Raw genomic sequence first — 18,263 nt, 5'->3', positions numbered from 1 at the left:
GGGGGCGGTGGGCGGCGTTTTTGTGTCGCGGGGCGGTGCCATCGGCTCTCTTTCCGTCCGTCGCCGCGCTCAGCGTTCCTGGAACGCCTGGGCGAGCGAGATGTAGATGGGCCGCAGCAGGTAGGCGAGGATGGTCTTTTCACCCGTGATGATGCTGGCGTCGACGGTCATGCCCGGCAGGATCGGGTTCACGTCGGGGCGGTCGCCGACGTAGTTCTGCGACAGCTCCACGAAGCCCCGATAGTAGGGCTGCCCAGTCTGCTCGTCGAAAAAGGTCGTCGGTGAGACATCGGCCAGCACACCCTCGACCGAGCCATACCGGGCGAAGTCATAGGCCGTGACCCGCACGGTCACCGGCTGCCCCACCTGCACATGACCGACATCGCGAGTCTCGATGCGCGATTCCACGATGAGCACGTCGTCGATCGGCACCAGGGTCAGCAGGGCGTCGCCCGGTTGAAGAACCGCGCCCGGCGTGCGGACCCTCACGTCTTGAATCAGTCCGCGCGTTGGCGCGGTGACCGCGAGGCGATCCAGCCGGTCGGCCTCCGCCATGATGCGCTGGTCCACCTCGCTGATTTCGGCGTTGACCTCGCCCATTTCGTCCAGGGCGTCGCGCCGCTTGGTCGCCTCCAATTGGGTGAGGCGACTGGTCAGCTCCCGGCGGCGCTGGACGTTGAGTTCGCGCTGGTTGGTCAGCTCGGTGATCTCGCCGTGCAGGCGCTCGATCTCCCGCTCGACCTCCAGGAACGTGAGGCGCGATCCCAGGCCCTCCACCATCAACTCGCGGCGCATATCGCGCTGCTGCCCCACCAGGACCAGTTGCCGCTCCAGCGAGCTGATCTTGTTTTCCAGCAGGGTGTTTTCCTTCAGCGTGCTGTCGAGCTGGTCCTGCAAGACCTGCCGGGCGGCCTCGTGCTCGGCCCGCTGACCGTCCAGAACCCGGCGCTGGTCCTCGACCAGCGGGCGATATCGTTCGTCGGCGAACGTGAAGTCGGGGGGCCGGTTCTCGGCGAAGGCCCGCAGGCGCTCGGCCTTGAGCTGAAGGCTGACGAAGTGGGTCAACTGCGCCTCCAGGTCGGATTGGGCTTCCACCGGATCCAGGCGGGCAAGGACCTGTCCGACCTCCACGGTCTGGCCCTTCTCCACCAGGACCTCGCGGACGATACCGCCCTCCTTGTGCTGGATGATCTGAAGGCTGCGCGACGGCACCACGGTGCCGGTGGCCTTGGCCACCTCCTTGACGGTGGTGAACCCGGCCCAGCCGATGAACACGAACACCAGGGCGCACACCAACAGAAGCGCGGCGCGGAGCAGCGCCGATGGACCGGACTCCTCCAGCACGATGGATTGCGCCAGATGGCGGGCCTGCCGTCGCGCCCGGGTGGGGACCGGTCGGGATCCAGCGGGGCCGGCGGCGGCGGTGCGGGTCGTCATGGTGCGGATCCTCCACGATCCTCGGTCTGACCTCAGTCTATCTTGGGTCCGGCGGGCGCCGGGCGATCAAATCCGGTTCATTTCAAGGCGGGGGCGCACCTCGTCGGGCGGGCCGAACATGCGCAGGTAGCCGCCCTCCATCACCATGATCTTGTCGGCGAGCGCGAGATGGCTGGGGCGGTGGGTGATGATGAAGACCGTGGCGTGCCCGCGTATGCGGCGCACCGTCTCCATGAACGCCTGATCACTGTCGAAATCGAGACCGTTGACCGGCTCGTCGAACAGGTAGATCGGCGCGCGCTTGATGTACGCGCGTGCGAGGTTCAGCCGCTGCCGGAGCGAGGCCGTCAGCACCTCCTCCCGGCCGTCGCCGACGCGGGTGCCCAGGCCGTCGGGCAGGGCGAGAACTTCGTCCAGCGCGCCGGCGCAGGACAGCGCCCAGCGGATGTCGGCGTCGCTGGCCGTCGGCTCCACCAGCCGCAGGTTCTGGGCGATGGTGCCGTAGAAGAAGGTCGCTTGTTGCGGCACGTAGGCGATGGCGTGGCGCAGCTCGATCGGGTCGATCTGGCGGATGTCCTTGTCGTCGATCCGCACGGCGCCCGCCTGAAGCTTGTACAGCCCGGCGATCAGTTTCAGCACGGTGGACTTGCCCGAGGCGTTGGGGCCGGTGATCACGATCACCTCGCCCGGCTCGGCGGCGAAGCTGATGCCGACCAGCGCCGGGTCGGCGCCGGGGGCGTACCGCAGCGAGACGCGCGAGAACGATACGCGCCCGCGCAGCCGCCGCAGCGGCTGGATCATGACGTGCGGGTCGCGCTCCAGCGCCAGCGTCATCAGGGCATTGATCTGGCGGACGGAGGCGCGGATCTGCTCGAACCGGGACAGTGATGTGGCCACCGTCTGCAACGGGGCCAGTACGCGCCAAACCAGGATCATGCAGGCGATCAGCGCGCCCGCCGTCATCCCGCCGGCCAGGACCTGCTCCACGCCCAGGGTCATGGCCGTCACACCGGAGGCGACCACGATGACATGGGACAGGGTCTGCAACAGGTTCTGGGTCTGGGCGGTGCGGTAGTTGGCGGTCGCCGCCCGCGCCGCAATGGTGCGGTAGCGCGCCAACCACGTCGCCTCCGCCCCGGCCTGCTTCAGCGCCCGCATCTTGGTCGTGGTCTCGACCAGGAACTCCTGGCGGCGGGAGCCCGCCCGCGCGGATTCGGTGACGTTGGACCGCACCACGGGCGCCATCAGCAGGCCGAGCCCGGCGAACAGGGCCACGGCGATCAGCGGCACCACGGCGATCCAGCCGCCCAGGATGGCGATCACGACCACGTACAGCAGCACGAACGGCAGATCGAGGAACGTGTTGGCGAGGCTGCCGGTGAAGAACTCGCGCACGGACTCGAAGTCCTTGATACGGGCCACCTGCGAGCCGATGGTCGCGCGCTCCGTGAACGATGGTGGCAGGTAGAGAATGCGCTGGAACACGCCATTGCCGACGATGGCGTCGAGCCGGCCGCCGATGTAGGCGAGCATGCGCGCCCGCAGGCCGCGCAGCAGTGTGTCGAACAGGATGGCGAGCCCGGCCCCAATGCCGAACCACAGCAACGTGTCCAGGGCCTTGGCGCCGACCACCTTGTCATAGACCCCCATGATGAACAGGGGGGTGGCCAGGGCCAGCGTGTTCAGCACCGCCGTGATCAGCAGCATGCGCGCGACCAGGGAGCGGAACCGCCGCGCCATCAAGGTGAACCAGCCCACGCGCTGCTGACGGGCGGCCTGGGACTGCTCTTCCACGTCCAGGGGCGTGAAGAAATACGCGGTGCCGGCGCGGCCGCTCTTGCGCATCGTGCCGGTGGCCCCGGCGCCGCCGTGGAAGGCGGTGACGGTCACCCCCTTGATCGCGGTCACCACCAGGGCGGGGCCGCGATCCGGCACGAACAGGCAGGGCAGCAGGCGCGGGTCGATCTGGTTCAGGCGCAGACGCGCGGGCCGGCTGGCGAAGTTGAGGTTCGCCATGGTGTTGCGCAGCCCGGTGATGTCCAGGTCCTCGGCGAAGTGCGGCAGGGCCTCGGCCACATGGCGGGGGTTGCCCAGCCAGTTCAACGCCTGCAACAGGGGCACCAGACAGTTGGCGAGATCGCTGCGCGCCACGAAGCCACCCAGGGAGTCCTGGGTCAGACGGGTCAGGCCGGCCTGCTCCGGCGGCGGGGCCCACTCGGACGCCGCCGCGCTGGCGGTCTCCGTTTCGGGCGGCGTCTCGGTCGGGGCGTCGGGGCCGGGGTTGGAGCCGGCGCCGTTGCCGTTGCCGCCGGGCGCGGGCGATAGGCAGGTCATGGCCGCGCCTCCCCCGGCTTCTGCCCCGGCTTGGCCGCGCGCGGTGTCAGGGTGCCGTCGGCGAGGTCATAGACCCGGTCCGCCAGCGCCAGCAGCGATGGCCGGTGCGTGACCAGGATCAGGGTGCACCGGCCTTTCAACTCGTCGAGGCACGCTTTGATAGCGGCATCCCCGGTCCCGTCCACGGCGGTGTTGGCCTCGTCGAACAGCACCACGCGGGGGTTGGTCAGCAGGGCGCGCGCCACGGCGATGCGCTGGCGGATGCCGCGCGGCAGCGTCTCCCCGGCGGAATCGCCCACCATGGTGTCGTAGCCCAGGGGCAGGCTGGCGATGATCGGCCCCAGGCCCAGTGTCTCCGCCTGCCGGATGGCGTCCTCGCCCCGGGCCGGGTCGAACATGGTGATGTTGTCCAGGATGGTGCCCCGGAACAGTTCGCCTTGCTGCGGCAGATAGGCGACATGCCGCTTCAGGCCCCGGGGGTACCAGGCAGATAGCGGCGTGCCGTCCAGGGCTACGGTGCCGTGCGCGGGCTTCAGCGCGCCGCTCATCAGGCCGAGCAGGGTCGTCTTGCCGGAGCCGTTGCCGCCGGCGATGCCGATGCACGCCCCGGGCGCCGCCGTCATCGTGACCCCGCGCAGGATCGGTGCGCTGTCCGGGTGGAACGCGAAGGCGACGTCGCGCAGCTCCAGGCGGCCATCGACCGTCTCGGGGGAGGGCAGGCCGGGCGGGGCCTCCGGCTCCATCTCGAACACGGCGTGCAGCCGCTGGCGGGCGAGTTGGATGGTCTGGAACCGCGTCCAGACGCCCAGCGCCCGCTGGATCGGCTGGAGCGCGCGGCCGGACAGCAGGGTGCAGGCCGCCAGCGCACCGGTCGTCATGCCTTCGTTCACCGCGATGGCACTGCCCGCCGCCACGGTACCGACCATGGTGATTTGCGAGAAGAACGCGCCCAGGCCCAGCGCCGACGCGCTGGCCCGGGTCACCGCCTGGTTGGCCGCGCCGCAGCTTTCCTGAAGGCGTTCATAGCGGCGCATCATCTGCGCCTCCATCGCCATGGCCTTCAGGGTGTGGGCACCGGACAGCGCCTCGATGATGAAGTTGACCCGCCGGTCGTCCAGGGTCATGCGGTCGCGCAGCGCGCGGCGCAGCCGCTCCCCGATCCACAGGGCCATCAGGATGAACAGCACCAAAAGGACCAGCGGCACCAAGACCAGCCATCCCCCCAGCAGTCCGATGATCCCCAGGAAGATCACGACGAACGGCAGATCCAGCAGCGAGAGCAGCGCCTGCCCGGCGTAGAAGTCCTTCACGGTGTTCAGGGCGTTCAGGCGTTCCAGGTGCATGCCGCTGCCGACCTGCTCGAACGCCTGAAGGGGGGCATCAAGGAGCCGCCGCAGGGCGGCGACGCCGGTGTTGTGCTCGAAGCGGGCGGCGACCCAGCCGGTGATGGCGGAGCGGCCCATCTTGAGCAGGCTTTCCAGGATGAGGGCGCCACCGACGCCCAGCACCATCAAGGCGAAGGTGCTGAGGGCGGCGTTCGGCAGGATGCGGTCGTAGACCTGCAGCAGCACCAGTGGCAGCGCCAGGGTCAGCAGGTTCATGACGAAACTGATGAGGGCCAACTCGGGCAAAACCCGGCCGAGCGTGGAATACCGTCTCGGTGTTTCGCGCGCAGCCGACCGCCCGGTGCGTGCGGTGGCCGCACGCGCGGATCGTGCCGTCATGACGTCTCGCTGTCCCCCGTTGCCCCGCCCCTGTGTGCCTGCGACGGGTTCGGGCGCACCGGCCTTCACGCGCCCCGCCGTCGAGCCCCTCTCGCCCTCGTCAGACCGGGGTATACTAAGTGGAGAGGTTTGAAAAAGGGTTACGCGTGTTCGAAAGCTCTCCGGCGTCCGAGTCCGGGGCTCGGCCTTGGGATTTGGGGAGGGCTGGCCGGCGCGGGCTTGTCGGGGATCCCTCTCGCCGCTACGCTCCGCCGCCAGAACCACCATTCCTCCGTGCGACCCCGAGCAAAAGGAACGAGTCATGATCGCGACCGGAGACACCGCCGCCCCCCGGCCCGAAACCATGACCTGCGTCGAGATCGCCACACCCGGCGGGCCGGAGGGGCTGGTTCCCAAGACCCGGCCGGTGCCGGAGCCGGGCGAGGGGGAGGTGTTGATCCGGGTCCACGCCGCCGGGGTGAACCGGCCGGACGTGATCCAGCGCCTCGGCCACTACCCGGCGCCGAAGGGGGCCTCCGACCTGCCGGGGCTGGAGATCGCGGGCGAGATCGTCGGCCTTGGGTCCGGTGACACGGGCGGGCTGTCGATCGGGGATCGCGTGTGCGCCCTGCTGGCGGGCGGTGGCTATGCCGAATACGCCGTGGCCCCCGCGCCCCAGGTGCTGCCGGTGCCGGCCGGCTACGACATGGTCAAGGCGGCGGCTGTGCCCGAAACCTTCTTCACGGTCTGGCACAACGTGTTCGAGCGCGCGGCCCTGAAGGCCGGCGAGCGCTTTCTGGTGCACGGCGGCACCAGCGGGATCGGGACCACGGCGATCCAGTTGGCCAAGGCGTTCGGGGCCACCGTCTTCACCACCGCCGGCACGGACGAAAAATGCGCCGCCTGCCGGGATCTGGGGGCCGATCTGGCCATCAACTATTCCACCGAGGACTTCGTGGAGGCGATCAAGGCGGCCACCGAAAAAGCTGGTGTGAACGTCATCCTCGACATGGTCGGCGGCGATTATCTGCCGCGCAATGTGTCCGTGCTGGCGCCGGACGGGCGGCATGTCTCCATCGCCTTTCTGGCGCGCTCCACGGTGGAAATGAACTTCATGCCGGTCATGCTGAAGCGGCTGACGCTGACCGGCTCGACCCTGCGGCCGCAGCCGGTGGCGGTGAAGGGCCGCATCGCCGCCGCCTTGCGGGAGCAGGTCTGGCCGCTGTTGGAGGCCGGAACGGTCGGGCCGGTGATCCACGAGACGGTGCCCCTTGCCGAGGCCGCGCGCGCCCATACCCTGATGGAATCCAGCGCCCATATCGGCAAGATTATCTTGACCGTCGCCCCCTGACCCGCCAAATAGGGCTCACCGTCTCCGTCCGTGCGGCGCCTCCCAAGGCGTGGGGCTTGCTGGGCACGGCGGAGCATTGGACGCTCACGCACTTCATGTCGCAGGGGGACTGAGGGTCCACCGGGTCCAGACCGGATCCGGCGGCGCGGTTGCGCGTGCCGCTTCTGCCAACCGAACATCCGCTGGGAGGATCGACCCATGGCATTGCCGCTCATGCCCAAGGCCACCGCCGTGTGGCTTGTGGAGAACACCGCTCTGAGCTTCGACCAGATTGCGGCCTTCTGCGGCATGCATGAACTGGAGATCCAGGCCATCGCCGATGGCGAGGTGGCCATCGGCATCACCGGACTCGACCCGCTGGCCAACGGCCAGTTGACCCAGGCTGAGCTGGACCGCTGCCAGAAGAACCCCGACTCCCGTCTGGTGCTGCAAAAGGGCGTGAACCCGGTTCCGCAGGCCCGGCAGAAGGGCGCCCGCTACACTCCGGTGTCCAAGCGCCATGATCGCCCGGACGGCATCGCCTGGCTGCTCAAGAACCATCCGGAACTGACGGACGCGCAGATCTGCAAGCTGCTCGGCACCACCAAGCCGACGATCCAGTCGATCCGCGACCGGTCGCACTGGAACGCGGCCAACATCAAGCCGCGCAATCCGGTGATCCTGGGCCTGTGCATCGAGGCCGACCTGGAGAAGGCGATCATCATCGCGCGCAGCCGTGCCAAGCATGCCAACCCGGACCACGCGCCGCAGCCCCTCGACCTGGGTCTGGACCAGGAAGGCAATACGGACGAGGATCCGCTGGCGCCGGCGTACCGCGACGAGGACTGATCCGTCACGGTTCGGCCGCGCGGTCGGGATCGGCCGCGAGGGTCACGCGCCGGCGGCGCTCCCGGTGCAGGGTGTACAGGGCCGCGGTCAGGATCAGCCCGGCGCCCGCCCAGGTGGCGCCGTCCGGGAACTCCGCGAACAGCATGAATCCGAACAGGCTTCCCCACAGAAGCTGGGTGTAGTTCATCGGCGCCACGGCCGAGGGCTCGGCGTGGCGATAGGCCGTGATGAGCAGAAGCTGGCCCAGCCCGCCCGCCAGGCTCATGGTCACCAGAAGGATCAGGCCGCGCGCGTCCGGCATGACCCAATGCGCGGCGGCCGGGCCTGCGAACAGCAGGGTGGAGAACACGGCCGGATAGAGCATCATCACCAGCGTGCCCTCGGTGCGGCCCAGCAGGCGCACGCAGATGCTCATGGCCGCCACAGCCGCCGCCGACAGCAGCGACGCCAGCATCGCTGGATCAATGGCCCCGCTCTGCCAAGGGCGCAGAATCACCAGCACACCGACGAACCCGACCACCACGGCGCCCCAGCGGTGCGGGCCGACGCTCTCGCGCAGCACCAGGACCGCCAGCAGAGTCAGGAACAGCGCGCGCGAGAAGCTGATCGCCATCGCCGTCGCCAGCGGCAGGTGGGTCAGGGCGTAGAACCCGCCGAGCAGCGCCAAGGCGCCGAGCCCAAGGCGGACCGCATGCAAGACGGGCCGTCGTGTCCGCAGCGCGCCGGGGTCGTCGCGCAGCGCGAGCAGGGCCATCGGCAGCAGGACGAGCGCCTGGATGCCGGACCGGAACACCAGCAGCTCCACGGTCGGCAGGGACTGGCCCAGGTCCTTGATCAGCGCGCCCATCACGGAAAAGAAGAACGCGGAGCACAGCATCAGCAGGCCGCCACGGGCGTTTCCGGACAGCGTTTCGGACGACAACAGGGGCACCGGCATGCAGTGTTTCGACCAGGGGGAGCGGCGGCGGCGGCGATCCAGAGACGTCGGTGCGGCGCCAGAGGAACGGGGAGCGGCTGCCGACTTTATCGGATCATCCCGCCCCTGTCTCTTCCTTCGCGTGCGTCCGGCGGGCGCGATGTGTGAAGCCGGGGGCGTGTGCGCCATGAGGCCCTATGGGTAGGGCTTGTCCGGACCGTCCGGCCCTGCGAGGATTCCGCATCGTTGTCGTTCACCGCCGCAGGATCATTCCCATGACCTCCACCCCGCCCGTCGATCCGGAGACCGGGCCCCACGCTCCCGACACCGCGTTTGACGATACCGCATCTGGCGACCCCGAAACCGCCGGAACGGTCGCCTTTCCCGACAATCCGGTTCTTGTGGCCGTCACCCGGGGCGAGACCGTGGAGAACCAGCACCGGGGCGCCGCCGTGGTGCTGGATGCCGAGGGCACGGCCCGGCTGGTCTGGGGCGATGTGGAGCGGCCGGTGTTCGCCCGCTCCGCCCTGAAGCCGATGCAGGCGCTGCCGCTTCTGGAGGCGCTGCCCGACGCGCCCGACCTGACGCCGGAGCGGATCGCCCTGCATGCGGCCTCGCACATCGGCCGGCCCGAGCATGTGGACCGGATTCGGGCATGGCTGGCGGACATGGGCCTGTCCGAAGCCGATCTGGAGTGTGGCGACCTGGACTGGCCCACCGAGGCCGAAGCGGCGCGCGCTTTGGCGCGGGCGGGGCAGACGCCGGGCGCGGCGCACCACAACTGCGCCGGCCAGCACACCGGTTTTCTGCGTCTGGCGCAGGCGCTGGGGGTGCCGACGCGCGGCTACATCCACGCGCATCATCCGGTACAGCGCGCGGCCATGGCGGCGGTGTCGGACCTGATGGGCCTGGACGCTGCCGCCGCGCCCTGTGGGCTGGAGGGCTGCGGCATTCCCTCGGTGGCGCTGCCGTTGTGGGCGGTGGCGCTGGGCATGGCCCGGCTGGCGGATCCGTCCGGGCTGGCGCCGGCGCGCCGGGCGGCCGCGGAGCGCCTGCGGGCGGCCATGGTGGCGCATCCGGAGTTGATCGCCGGCCCAGGCTGGTGCGACACCCGGGTCATGCAGGTGACGCGCGGCCGGATTCTCGTGAAACGGGGCGCGGAGGGCAACGCGGCGGCCATGCTGCCGGAGCGCGGCCTGGGCGTGGCGCTGAAGATCGACGACGGCGACCGTCGCGCCGCCGAGGTGGCGCTGGGGCTGGTGCTGGAGACGCTGGGGGAGCTGTCGGCGGAGGAGCGGGCGGCGCTGGCCGACGTGTTCCAGCCAGCCGTGACCAATGCTGCCGGCATCGTGGCCGGGCGCGTGTTTCCCGTGGTCCCGCTCGATGAGGACGGGGGGGACGATGACCCGGAGGCCGACCGCATCGACCCGTGGGACGAGGATTGGGAGGAGGAGTAGCGCGGCCGGGACGGACGGGGCGCCGCCGCGCCCCCCCTACACGACGGTCCAGTCGGTCGCGGCGTTGGCCTGCCAACCGGTGCGGTCGAGCAGGGGCCGGTCGTCGTGCGTCTCGGGATAGCCCAGGCAGAGGTAGGCGGCGAAGTGCCACGGCGGCGCGACGCCGAACAGCCGCTCCAGGGTCTGCGGCTCCACGATCGACACCATGCCCAGGCCGATGTTCTCGACCCGCGCGGCCAGCCACAGTGTGTGGATGGCCATGGCCGTGGACTGCATCAGCGTTTCGGGCTGAGTCTGGCGGCCGAGTCCATGCCCGGCCGCGGGGTCGGCATGGCAGAACACGGCGAGTTGCAGCGGCGCGCGGTCCAGACCGGCCAGTTTCAACTGGTCATAGGCGTGCCGTTGCTCCCCCGTGTACAGCGCCCCGGCCCGCGCCCGGCAGCGTTCGAACTCCGCCCGCACCGCGTCGCGCAGCGCCGGGGACTCGACCTGCACCACGCGCCAGGGGCGGGCGTTGCCGACCGAGGGCGCGCAGTCCATCGCCTCTTTCAGGCGGGCGAGAACATCGGGTGGAATCGGATCGGGGTGGAAGTGGCGGACATCCCGCCGCCACCGCAGGATCTGGTGCAGAACGTCCGAATCCGAGGCGCTGAACCGCATGACACGGGACTCCTGGGCACGGCGTGCCCGGACATGGGGCTCCTGGGCCCGTGGACCGGACGCGCCGATGTGCGGACACGGCAAAAGCCAGGCACAACAAAAAAAGGACCGCATGCGGTCCCTTTTTCGGTCGTTTGGGAACTAAGGCGTCCCGAAACGGGGCGGCTCGGTAGCGTGGAGGCCGGCGGCGCGGAGCGCCGCCGCGCCCTCAGCCCTGGCGCGCCTTGAAACGGGGGTTCTGCTTGTTGATGACGTAGACTCGACCCTTCCGCCGCACGACGCGGCAGTTCTTGTCGCGGGTCTTGGCCGACTTCAACGAATTGCGCACACGCATGGACCTGTCCTCGAAGGCAATACGGACCGAGCCGTCATAGAAAAACGAGGGGCCAGCGCAGGCCGGTCCCCGAAATTGAGAGCGCGCACCATACGGACGCGCCCGCCGTCCGTCAACGCTGGAATCGCGGGCGCGGCCTCGGGTGCCGAACCGAACGGGGGGCGCGGCGCCGATCACCACACCCCCCGTCGTGCCCGGTCGGGCTCCGACCGCCCGGCCTGGTCTGGTCGCGTCACACGCCGTCGAACAGCGGCGTGGACAGATAGCGTTCGGCGAACGACGGCAGGATGACCACGATCTGCTTGCCGGCCATGCTGTCGCGCTTGGCGACCTCGACGGCCGCCGCCAGCGCGGCGCCGGACGAGATGCCGACCGGCAGGCCCTCCAGCTTCGCGGCCTCGCGGGCGGTGGCGAAGGCGGTCTCGTTGCCGATGCCGATCACCTCGTCATATACGCCGGTGTTCAGGATGCCCGGGATGAAGTTCGCGCCGATGCCCTGAATCTTGTGCGGGCCGGGCTTGCCGCCGGACAGCAGCGGGCTGTCCTCGGGTTCGACGGCAATCACCCGGACGCCCGGCTTGCGGGCCTTCAGGACCTCGCCGACGCCCGTGATGGTGCCGCCGGTGCCGATGCCCGACACCACCGCGTCGACCGCACCGTCCGTATCGGTCCAGATCTCTTCCGCCGTGGTGGACCGGTGGACCGCCGGGTTGGCGGGATTCTCGAACTGCTGGAGCATGATCGCCCCGGGAATCGTGTCGACCAGCTCCTGGGCGCGGGTGACGGCGCCGTTCATGCCCTTTTCCGGGGGCGTCAGGTCCAGCTCGGCGCCCAACAGCTTGAGCATCTTGCGGCGCTCGACCGACATGCTTTCCGGCATGGTGAGGATCAGGCGGTAGCCCTTGGCGGCGCAGACGAACGCGAGCGCGATGCCGGTGTTGCCCGAGGTCGGCTCGACCAGCGTGGCGCCGGGAGCGATGCGGCCGTCGGCCTCGGCGGCCTCGATCATCGAGACGCCGATGCGGTCCTTGACCGAGGCGAGGGGGTTGAAGAACTCGCACTTGCCCAGGATGTCCGCCTTCGCACCGTGGGCCTCGCCGAAACGCCGCAGCCGAACCAGCGGGGTGGCGCCGACGGTCTCGGTGATGCTGTCGTAGACGCGGCCGCGGAAGGGGGTGGTGGTGCCTGCGCCGGGCGTCGGAGCCGTAGCCATTGGTAAAGTCCCTCCTTTTTATGTGAAACATATTTCAATGCGTTTGTTTTCCGTATTTAGACACCGGGCGCCCGACTGCAATGGCAAAACGACGCGCCCGGCCCGAAGTGGCTTGGAATCTCGGCCGCGTCCTGCGAAACGAGGGCGCCTGTGTTAGTCTCGATGGCCGGGTCCCCCGCGTGTCGCGGGCTGGGGCCGGTCCGATGCGGAACCCATGGGGTCGTGATGATTCTGTATGCCCTGCGCTGTGACGGTGGCCACGAGTTCGAGGCGTGGTTCCGGGACGCGGCGACCTTTGACCGGCAGGCCGAGGCCGGAGTGGTGCGGTGCCCGGTGTGTGAATCCGCGCGGGTCGGGAAGGCCATCATGGCGCCGCGCCTGGGCCGGCATCATGGCGCGCGCGACGTGTCTGGCCCGACGGACCAGGGGCCTGGGGCGGCCGGGGACGCGCCGGCGTCCGATGCTGCGGCCGCGGCGGGCCCGGGGCCCGATGCGGCGCCTCATACGGCGCACGGCCAAACGCCCACGGCGACCCCAGAGGCGATGGCCGAGGCCGTGCGGACCCTGCGGTCCTTTGTGGAGCGCAGCTGCGAGGATGTGGGCGATCGCTTCGCGGAGGAGGCCCGCCGTATCCACTACGGCGAGAGCGATTCGCGTGGCATTCGGGGACAGGCGACCTCGGAGGAGGCGGAGTCCCTGCGCGACGAGGGCATCGAGTTCGGCTTTGTGCCCTGGGTGCGGCGCACGAACGCCTGATCCTCCGCCGGAGTCCCGCGGACTCCTGACCGCCCCATGACACCGGAGCCACAGCGAAAACCGGCGGCGCGAGGTCAATCGCGTCGCCGGTCGCTGAGAGGTGCAGGACGTGGCTGAGTCCGGAGGAGGAAAGACAGTGGACCGCGTCTCGTGCTGTCGTCCCAGGCCGGGCCGGTTGCGGATCGGCGCCGAGGGAGGGGCGTCAGCGGCTTTCCATAACCCTGAACACCCTGATCGTGGCGTGGACGCTCTAACGTGCGGCCTTCCGCCGCATTAAACTTTGGTAATGCAGGTCGGCGGCGCGGCTGCGGGGCGGGCGTGAGGCCTGGATTTCATGGCCGGTTGGGGGCGTGCTCTGTCTCGTTCCCTGTGTCGTCTCGGGGTGTCAATGTCTTCTGACAGGGCATGTGAAAACCAAGGTTGACACTCCCAAGGCAATGTGTGAAAACAGCACTCGGGTTGTGGGGATCGCACGGTGATCCCGGGCCTCCGGTTCCGCTGTCCCTGACGGCGGCATTTGGGGCCCGACAAGGAAAGCCGCGCGATGGATGATGACACCAGGCTGGCGTTGTCATTCACCGCGATCCAGATCGGATTGTAGGATCCATCTTTGCTGAGGGGAAATCAAATGGCTGATGCACCTGCCGTGACGAGCTACAAGAACCTGAACCGTACCGGCCTGACCGACGACGAGGCGAAGGCTTTCCACGCCATGTTCCAGCGTGGCGGCCAGATCTTCTTCGCGATCTGCCTGCTGGCTCACTTCCTGGTTTGGGCGTGGATGCCCTGGTATCCGGCGGCCTCCTAATAGCTTCGGATCCTCCGAACTATTTGGTACCGAATCCTGACCTAGACATCACACTACTAAACCGTGGAGAAAGCTGATGCTCCCGAATTTCTTCAATGAAGACTGGCGCTTCTGGCAGATCGTGTCGCCGAAGGAAGGCCTCGTGGCCACCTTCATCGCGATGTTCGTGCTGGGCATTGTGATCCATCTGGCGATCCTGTTCGGCTCGTCCGCTTACGCGACCGCCTGGATGGGCTGATCTGGCTTTTACCGGGTGCTTCGGTCGCGGTGTTACGCCGGGACCGGACTGTGGGGAGGCTGACTTCACACACTCGGTATGCCAATGGTTTCGGGTCACCGAAGCCAACTGATGATATCGCTCGGTCGCGGTTTTCGCACCGAGCGATATCTCTGTTTGGAGCGCCCGCGTTGCGAGGCGCTTTTTTTGTGTGCCGACGCCGGAGGAGGAGCGCGCCTCCGCGCCGGCGCCCCATTGAGCGGTGGCCCAGCTCTTATGCCAAGCGGCGATGAGACAGACGCATCGCCGCCGCGTTTTCGCGCCATGAGGCGCGACAGCCGGTCGGCCGCCAGCCTGCTGTGCGTTGCCCGCACCGCAGGCTGGTGTTCACGGTCCCGCGCTTTATGGAACCGGCTCGTGAGGGGGCACGGCGGTCTTTCCCTCGTAACGGGGCCGCCTTGAGTCCGGCGGATGTCAGGGGGGTGCGACACCCGTCCACAGCCGGCGCCCCTCCGTCTCCGCCACGGTCTCGATGCGCACAGCGCCACCGTCCAGCCAGAGGGCCTGCGGGCCCTGCGCCGCCAGGGCGCGCCGGTCGAGAATGGCGCGCGGTCCGACGCACCGCGTGGCGATCGGCAATGGTGAGACCACCACATCCACCCGCCCGCAATCCTCCGCAAGGGCGGCCCGGTGCCAGGCCAGCGCGACCAGGACCCCACCGCGCGCCAGGATGCAGCCGCGTGGGTCGCAGCGCAGGCCAGAGTCGGCAGTGGTCCCGCCCGGTTCGGGCCACGATTCGCGGCTGGCGCCACCCCACCGGTCCACCCATAGGTCCCGGGCGAATCCGTTGGCGCGGCCCGGGGAGAGAATCAGGCCGCCGTCCGCCGCCCGCACCCCCAGCACGGCGGCGGTCTCGTCGATCAGCAGGTCCGGCAGCGGGTGGGTCCAGGGGCTGACGAGTCCGGCCGTGAGGCCCACCACGCCGAACAGCCGCCACGGCCGCCGCCACAGGCAGAGCCACAGCCCGCCCGCGACCAGCGCGACGAGTCCCCAGGCGGGGGCGGCCGGGACTCGGGGCGTCGCGCCGGGCCAGCCGGCGACCCACCCGGCCACGGCGGCGATGGCCTCCAGGCCCCAGCCCAGCGGCGCCAGCACCAAGCCTTCCAGGCCGAACGGCACCAGCACGAGCGCCGCAAGCAGCCCCGGCATGACCCACAGGCCCATTACGGGCACCGCCAGCAGATTCGCGGCCAGCCCGAACACGGCCACGCGGTTGAAGTGCACCGCCGCAAACGGCAGCGTGGCAAACCCGGCCACCAGACTCGTCAGCAGCACGCCGCCCAGATACAGGCCCGCGCCCCGCATCAGGCGAAGTCCCGGCGCCCCCTCTCGCCCGTATCGGACGGTCCTCAGGCGCGGGCCGGCGGCCTCCCAGGTCGCGACCAGGGCGAGGACGGCGGCAAACGACATCTGAAAGCTCGGCCCCAGCAGGGCCTGCGGCTGTGTGACCAGCACCGCGACCGCCGCCCAGGCCACCGTGCGCGGCGAGATCGCTGTCCGGCGCAGCAGCACCGCCACCAGCACGAGCGCGGTCATCAGAAACGCGCGTTGCGCCGGCACGTTGGCGCCGGACAACAGCAGGTAGACGGTGGTGCCCGCCAGCGCCAGCACGGCACAGGGGATCTTGAGGTCCCAGCGCGCGGCCAGCGCGGGGATCAGGGCCAGCCCCGCCCGGCCCCCGACGAACAGGAGGGCGGCGATCATGGACATGTGCAGGCCCGAGATGGCCAGCAGGTGCGCCAGGCCGGAGGCACGAAACGACTCCAGGATCGGCTCTGGTACGCCGCCCCGGTCCCCGGTGGCCAACGCGGCGGCCAACGCCCCGGTCTCGCCCGGCAGCCCGGCGCGGAAGCGCGCCGCGACTGTCTGGCGGGCCTGCTGCACGTGGGCCGCGAGCCGGTCCCGCCAGGAGTCGGGCGGGGCCCGTTCCAGGGCATCCCAGCCGCCGACCGTAAATCCGACCGCGCCCAGCCGCTCGAACCACGCCCGGCGTGGAAACTGGAACGCCCCGGGCGTCGCCGGCCGCGGCGGCGGGGACAGGATCGCGCGCACGGTGACCCAGGCGCCGGCCGGTGGCGCCGTGCCCCGGGTTGCGGTGACGCGCACGCGGGCCGGTGTCCCCTCGGGCGCGACCCCGGCGAGGGCGACGGCCTCCAGCGTGACCCTGTGCCCGCCGTTGGCGCGGGCCTCGATCTCCACGACCCGGCCGGACACCGCGACTGGCCCGAGTCGCGCGGCCAGCACCGGCGCGGCGACGGCGTAGGCCCGCTCCTGGGCCGCAACGAACCCGACCGTGGCGGCGCCCAGGGTGAGCAGTAGCGCGGTGATCCAGACCGCCCGGCGTGCCAGCAGCGTCAGCACCAGAACCCCGCCGGCCAGCGCGGCGCCAATCCATCGGGGCGGTTCCTCCGGCAGAGCGAAATACAGCGCGATGCCAACGCCCAAGGCCACGGGAAGCCACAGCGGCAGCCGCGTCCGTTCCGCCTCCAGCGTGCCGGTGAGCCAGCGGGCAGGGGCCGCCCAATCCACATCCCAGGGAAGGGGATTCGGCGCGGTGCGGGCCGGCGTCGGGGTGCGTCGTGGTCGCCCGCCCTCCATGCCCGCTCTCCCCGCCGGTCGCTGGTGTGTGCCCAGACTGCTGCGTCCGGCGTCGGGGTATGGTACAGAAACCCGCCGCCCGGTCCCCGTGCGCAGCCCTTGGGCGCGCCTGTGCGGACGGCGCATCGGATTCGTTGTATTCTATTTCATCGTCGCTCAGACGCCGAGGCTTCATGACCGTCGTCACCCGATTTGCTCCGTCGCCGACGGGGTTTCTGCACATTGGCGGTGCCCGCACCGCGCTGTTCAACTGGCTTTACGCACGCCATCACGGCGGCCGCTTCCTGCTCCGTATCGAGGACACCGACCGCCTGCGGTCCACGCCGGAAGCGGTCGACGCGATCTTCGAGGGGCTGCGCTGGCTGGGCCTGGACTGGGACGAGGAGCCGGTGTTCCAGTTCACGCGGGCGCCGCGCCACGCCGAGGTCGTTCATGCCCTGCTCGCCGAGGGCAAGGCGTACCGCTGCTATGCCTCGCAAGAGGAACTGGCCGCGATGCGCGAGGCGCAAAAGGCCGCCGGCCAGCCCATGCGCTATGACGGCCGCTGGCGCGACCGCGACCCGGCGGAGGCCCCCGAAGGGGTGAAGCCGGTCATCCGCATGAAGGCGCCGCGCGACGGCGAGACGGTGATCGAGGATCAGGTCCAGGGCCGGGTGACGGTCGCCAACGACCAGCTCGACGATATGATCCTGCTGCGCTCCGACGGCACGCCGACGTATATGTTGTCGGTTGTGGTGGACGATCACGACATGGGCGTGACGCATGTCGTGCGCGGTGACGACCACCTGACGAACGCCTTCCGTCAGTCGCAGCTCTACCGACTGATCGGGTGGGAGCCACCGACGTTTGCCCACATTCCGCTGATTCACGGCCCGGACGGCGCCAAGCTGTCCAAGCGCCACGGGGCGCTGGGCACGGACGCCTACCGCGACATGGGCTACCTGCCCGAGGCGATGCGAAACTATCTGCTGCGGCTCGGCTGGGGCCACGGTGACGACGAGATCATCAGCGACGCCCAGGCGGTGGCGTGGTTCGACATCGCTGCGGTCGGCAAGGCCGCGGCCCGCTTCGACATGGTCAAGCTGACCAGCCTGAACGGGCATTATCTGCGGCAGGCGGATGACGCGCGGCTGGTGGATCTGATCGCCGGGCGGCTCGGCCAGACCGTGAACGAGGAAGGCCAGCGGCGCTTGATGGCGGGCATGGCCGGGCTCAAGGAGCGGGCCAAGACCCTCATAGACTTGGCCGATAGCGCCGCGTTCTATGTGCGGCCGCGTCCGCTGGCGTTGGACGACAAGGCGCTGAAGCAGGTGACGGGCGACGGCGCGGCGACGGTTGCCCGCTTGCGCGACCGGCTGGCGGCGGTGGAGCCCTGGAGCCGCGACAGCCTGGAGGCGGACGCCCGCGCGGCCGCCGAGGAGACCGGTCTGAAGCTGGGTAAGGTGGCTCAGCCCTTGCGCGCCGCCCTGACTGGTACCACGGTATCACCACCGATTTTCGAGGTGATGGAGATCCTCGGGCGCGCCGAGACTCTGGCCCGCCTGGATGATTGTTTGCGCCTCGCGGCTGACGCCTGAGGGGGAATGCAACG

General features: G+C 69.8%; 15 protein-coding genes. 7 read left to right on the top strand and 8 right to left on the bottom strand.

What is annotated here, in order from left to right; all coding sequences use genetic code 11:
* Positions 1-69: 69 nt before the first annotated feature.
* From GGD82_RS13690 to GGD82_RS13680, 3 genes are all read right to left on the bottom strand, one after another.
* Positions 70-1,437 carry an HlyD family type I secretion periplasmic adaptor subunit gene (locus GGD82_RS13690; protein WP_150062797.1) on the bottom strand — a complete coding sequence of 456 codons (1,368 nt, stop codon included), beginning with the start codon at positions 1,435-1,437 and terminating at the stop codon, positions 70-72.
* A 66-nt stretch (positions 1,438-1,503) separates the two neighbouring features.
* A complete protein-coding gene (locus GGD82_RS13685) occupies positions 1,504-3,771 on the bottom strand; it encodes a peptidase domain-containing ABC transporter (RefSeq protein ID WP_184013284.1) in 2,268 nt (755 codons plus the stop codon).
* The gene (locus GGD82_RS13680) at positions 3,768-5,495 is read right to left on the bottom strand and encodes a peptidase domain-containing ABC transporter (RefSeq protein ID WP_150062796.1); all 1,728 of its coding nucleotides are present in this window, start codon (positions 5,493-5,495) and stop codon (positions 3,768-3,770) included. The genes GGD82_RS13685 and GGD82_RS13680 overlap by 4 nt, the downstream gene beginning before the upstream one ends.
* Positions 5,496-5,796: 301 nt before the next feature.
* Here GGD82_RS13680 and GGD82_RS13675 point away from each other — a divergent pair, with 301 nt between their 5' ends.
* A complete protein-coding gene (locus GGD82_RS13675; protein WP_150062795.1) occupies positions 5,797-6,825 on the top strand; it encodes an NAD(P)H-quinone oxidoreductase in 1,029 nt (342 codons plus the stop codon).
* A 198-nt stretch (positions 6,826-7,023) separates the two neighbouring features.
* Complete coding sequence (locus tag GGD82_RS13670; RefSeq protein WP_150062794.1) at positions 7,024-7,653, top strand: DUF1013 domain-containing protein; 630 nt, start codon at positions 7,024-7,026, stop codon at positions 7,651-7,653.
* Between the two features lie 4 nt (positions 7,654-7,657).
* Here the strand turns inward: GGD82_RS13670 and GGD82_RS13665 are convergent, their stop codons facing one another.
* Positions 7,658-8,590 carry a DMT family transporter gene (locus GGD82_RS13665; RefSeq protein WP_170284324.1) on the bottom strand — a complete coding sequence of 311 codons (933 nt, stop codon included), beginning with the start codon at positions 8,588-8,590 and terminating at the stop codon, positions 7,658-7,660.
* 254 nt (positions 8,591-8,844) lie between these two features.
* Between GGD82_RS13665 and GGD82_RS13660 the strand changes: the two genes are divergently transcribed.
* Complete coding sequence (locus GGD82_RS13660; RefSeq protein ID WP_170284323.1) at positions 8,845-10,026, top strand: asparaginase; 1,182 nt, start codon at positions 8,845-8,847, stop codon at positions 10,024-10,026.
* A 36-nt stretch (positions 10,027-10,062) separates the two neighbouring features.
* On the opposite strand, the gene bluB is transcribed toward GGD82_RS13660, so the two are convergent.
* From bluB to cysK, 3 genes are all read right to left on the bottom strand, one after another.
* Positions 10,063-10,686, bottom strand: a complete 624-nt coding sequence (bluB, locus tag GGD82_RS13655) for a 5,6-dimethylbenzimidazole synthase (protein ID WP_150062791.1) — start codon at positions 10,684-10,686, stop codon at positions 10,063-10,065.
* 208 nt (positions 10,687-10,894) lie between these two features.
* Positions 10,895-11,020, bottom strand: a complete 126-nt coding sequence (gene ykgO, locus GGD82_RS13650) for a type B 50S ribosomal protein L36 (protein ID WP_150062790.1) — start codon at positions 11,018-11,020, stop codon at positions 10,895-10,897.
* A gap of 232 nt (positions 11,021-11,252) precedes the next feature.
* Positions 11,253-12,233 (bottom strand): cysteine synthase A, encoded by a 981-nt coding sequence (cysK, locus tag GGD82_RS13645; protein ID WP_150062789.1) that lies wholly within the window; start codon positions 12,231-12,233, stop codon positions 11,253-11,255.
* 225 nt (positions 12,234-12,458) lie between these two features.
* Between cysK and GGD82_RS13640 the strand changes: the two genes are divergently transcribed.
* The 3 genes from GGD82_RS13640 to pufA all read left to right on the top strand — a co-directional run bounded on the left by GGD82_RS13640 (position 12,459) and on the right by pufA (position 14,035).
* Positions 12,459-12,989, top strand: a complete 531-nt coding sequence (locus GGD82_RS13640) for a DUF1178 family protein (protein WP_150062854.1) — start codon at positions 12,459-12,461, stop codon at positions 12,987-12,989.
* A 628-nt stretch (positions 12,990-13,617) separates the two neighbouring features.
* On the top strand, positions 13,618-13,797 hold the full coding sequence (pufB, locus tag GGD82_RS13635) for a light-harvesting antenna LH1, beta subunit (RefSeq protein ID WP_150062788.1): 180 nt from the start codon (positions 13,618-13,620) through the stop codon (positions 13,795-13,797).
* A gap of 76 nt (positions 13,798-13,873) precedes the next feature.
* Complete coding sequence (pufA, locus tag GGD82_RS13630) at positions 13,874-14,035, top strand: light-harvesting protein (RefSeq protein WP_150062787.1); 162 nt, start codon at positions 13,874-13,876, stop codon at positions 14,033-14,035.
* 453 nt (positions 14,036-14,488) lie between these two features.
* On the opposite strand, the gene GGD82_RS13625 is transcribed toward pufA, so the two are convergent.
* Positions 14,489-16,672 (bottom strand): ComEC/Rec2 family competence protein, encoded by a 2,184-nt coding sequence (locus tag GGD82_RS13625; RefSeq protein ID WP_170284322.1) that lies wholly within the window; start codon positions 16,670-16,672, stop codon positions 14,489-14,491.
* A 173-nt stretch (positions 16,673-16,845) separates the two neighbouring features.
* Between GGD82_RS13625 and gltX the strand changes: the two genes are divergently transcribed.
* Complete coding sequence (gene gltX, locus GGD82_RS13620) at positions 16,846-18,249, top strand: glutamate--tRNA ligase (protein WP_150062785.1); 1,404 nt, start codon at positions 16,846-16,848, stop codon at positions 18,247-18,249.
* Positions 18,250-18,263 lie beyond the last annotated feature (14 nt).

It is taken from the genome of Roseospira marina, assembly GCF_014197855.1.
Lineage (GTDB): Bacteria > Pseudomonadota > Alphaproteobacteria > Rhodospirillales > Rhodospirillaceae > Rhodospira > Rhodospira marina.
Note: the sequence above shows the minus strand (reverse complement) of the source record. Positions and strands in the feature narration are given on the sequence as shown.

Excerpts from the sequence above, each read along its gene's own strand:
- GGD82_RS13690 (WP_150062797.1), bottom strand. The coding sequence starts at position 1,437 with ATGACGACCCGCACCGCCGCCGCCGGCCCCGCTGGATCCCGACCGGTC.
- GGD82_RS13685 (WP_184013284.1), bottom strand. The coding sequence starts at position 3,771 with ATGACCTGCCTATCGCCCGCGCCCGGCGGCAACGGCAACGGCGCCGGC.
- GGD82_RS13680 (WP_150062796.1), bottom strand. The coding sequence starts at position 5,495 with ATGACGGCACGATCCGCGCGTGCGGCCACCGCACGCACCGGGCGGTCG.
- GGD82_RS13675 (WP_150062795.1), top strand. The coding sequence starts at position 5,797 with ATGATCGCGACCGGAGACACCGCCGCCCCCCGGCCCGAAACCATGACC.
- GGD82_RS13670 (WP_150062794.1), top strand. The coding sequence starts at position 7,024 with ATGGCATTGCCGCTCATGCCCAAGGCCACCGCCGTGTGGCTTGTGGAG.
- GGD82_RS13665 (WP_170284324.1), bottom strand. The coding sequence starts at position 8,590 with ATGCCGGTGCCCCTGTTGTCGTCCGAAACGCTGTCCGGAAACGCCCGT.
- GGD82_RS13660 (WP_170284323.1), top strand. The coding sequence starts at position 8,845 with ATGACCTCCACCCCGCCCGTCGATCCGGAGACCGGGCCCCACGCTCCC.
- bluB (WP_150062791.1), bottom strand. The coding sequence starts at position 10,686 with ATGCGGTTCAGCGCCTCGGATTCGGACGTTCTGCACCAGATCCTGCGG.
- ykgO (WP_150062790.1), bottom strand. The coding sequence starts at position 11,020 with ATGCGTGTGCGCAATTCGTTGAAGTCGGCCAAGACCCGCGACAAGAAC.
- cysK (WP_150062789.1), bottom strand. The coding sequence starts at position 12,233 with ATGGCTACGGCTCCGACGCCCGGCGCAGGCACCACCACCCCCTTCCGC.
- GGD82_RS13640 (WP_150062854.1), top strand. The coding sequence starts at position 12,459 with ATGATTCTGTATGCCCTGCGCTGTGACGGTGGCCACGAGTTCGAGGCG.
- pufB (WP_150062788.1), top strand. The coding sequence starts at position 13,618 with ATGGCTGATGCACCTGCCGTGACGAGCTACAAGAACCTGAACCGTACC.
- pufA (WP_150062787.1), top strand. The coding sequence starts at position 13,874 with ATGCTCCCGAATTTCTTCAATGAAGACTGGCGCTTCTGGCAGATCGTG.
- GGD82_RS13625 (WP_170284322.1), bottom strand. The coding sequence starts at position 16,672 with ATGGAGGGCGGGCGACCACGACGCACCCCGACGCCGGCCCGCACCGCG.
- gltX (WP_150062785.1), top strand. The coding sequence starts at position 16,846 with ATGACCGTCGTCACCCGATTTGCTCCGTCGCCGACGGGGTTTCTGCAC.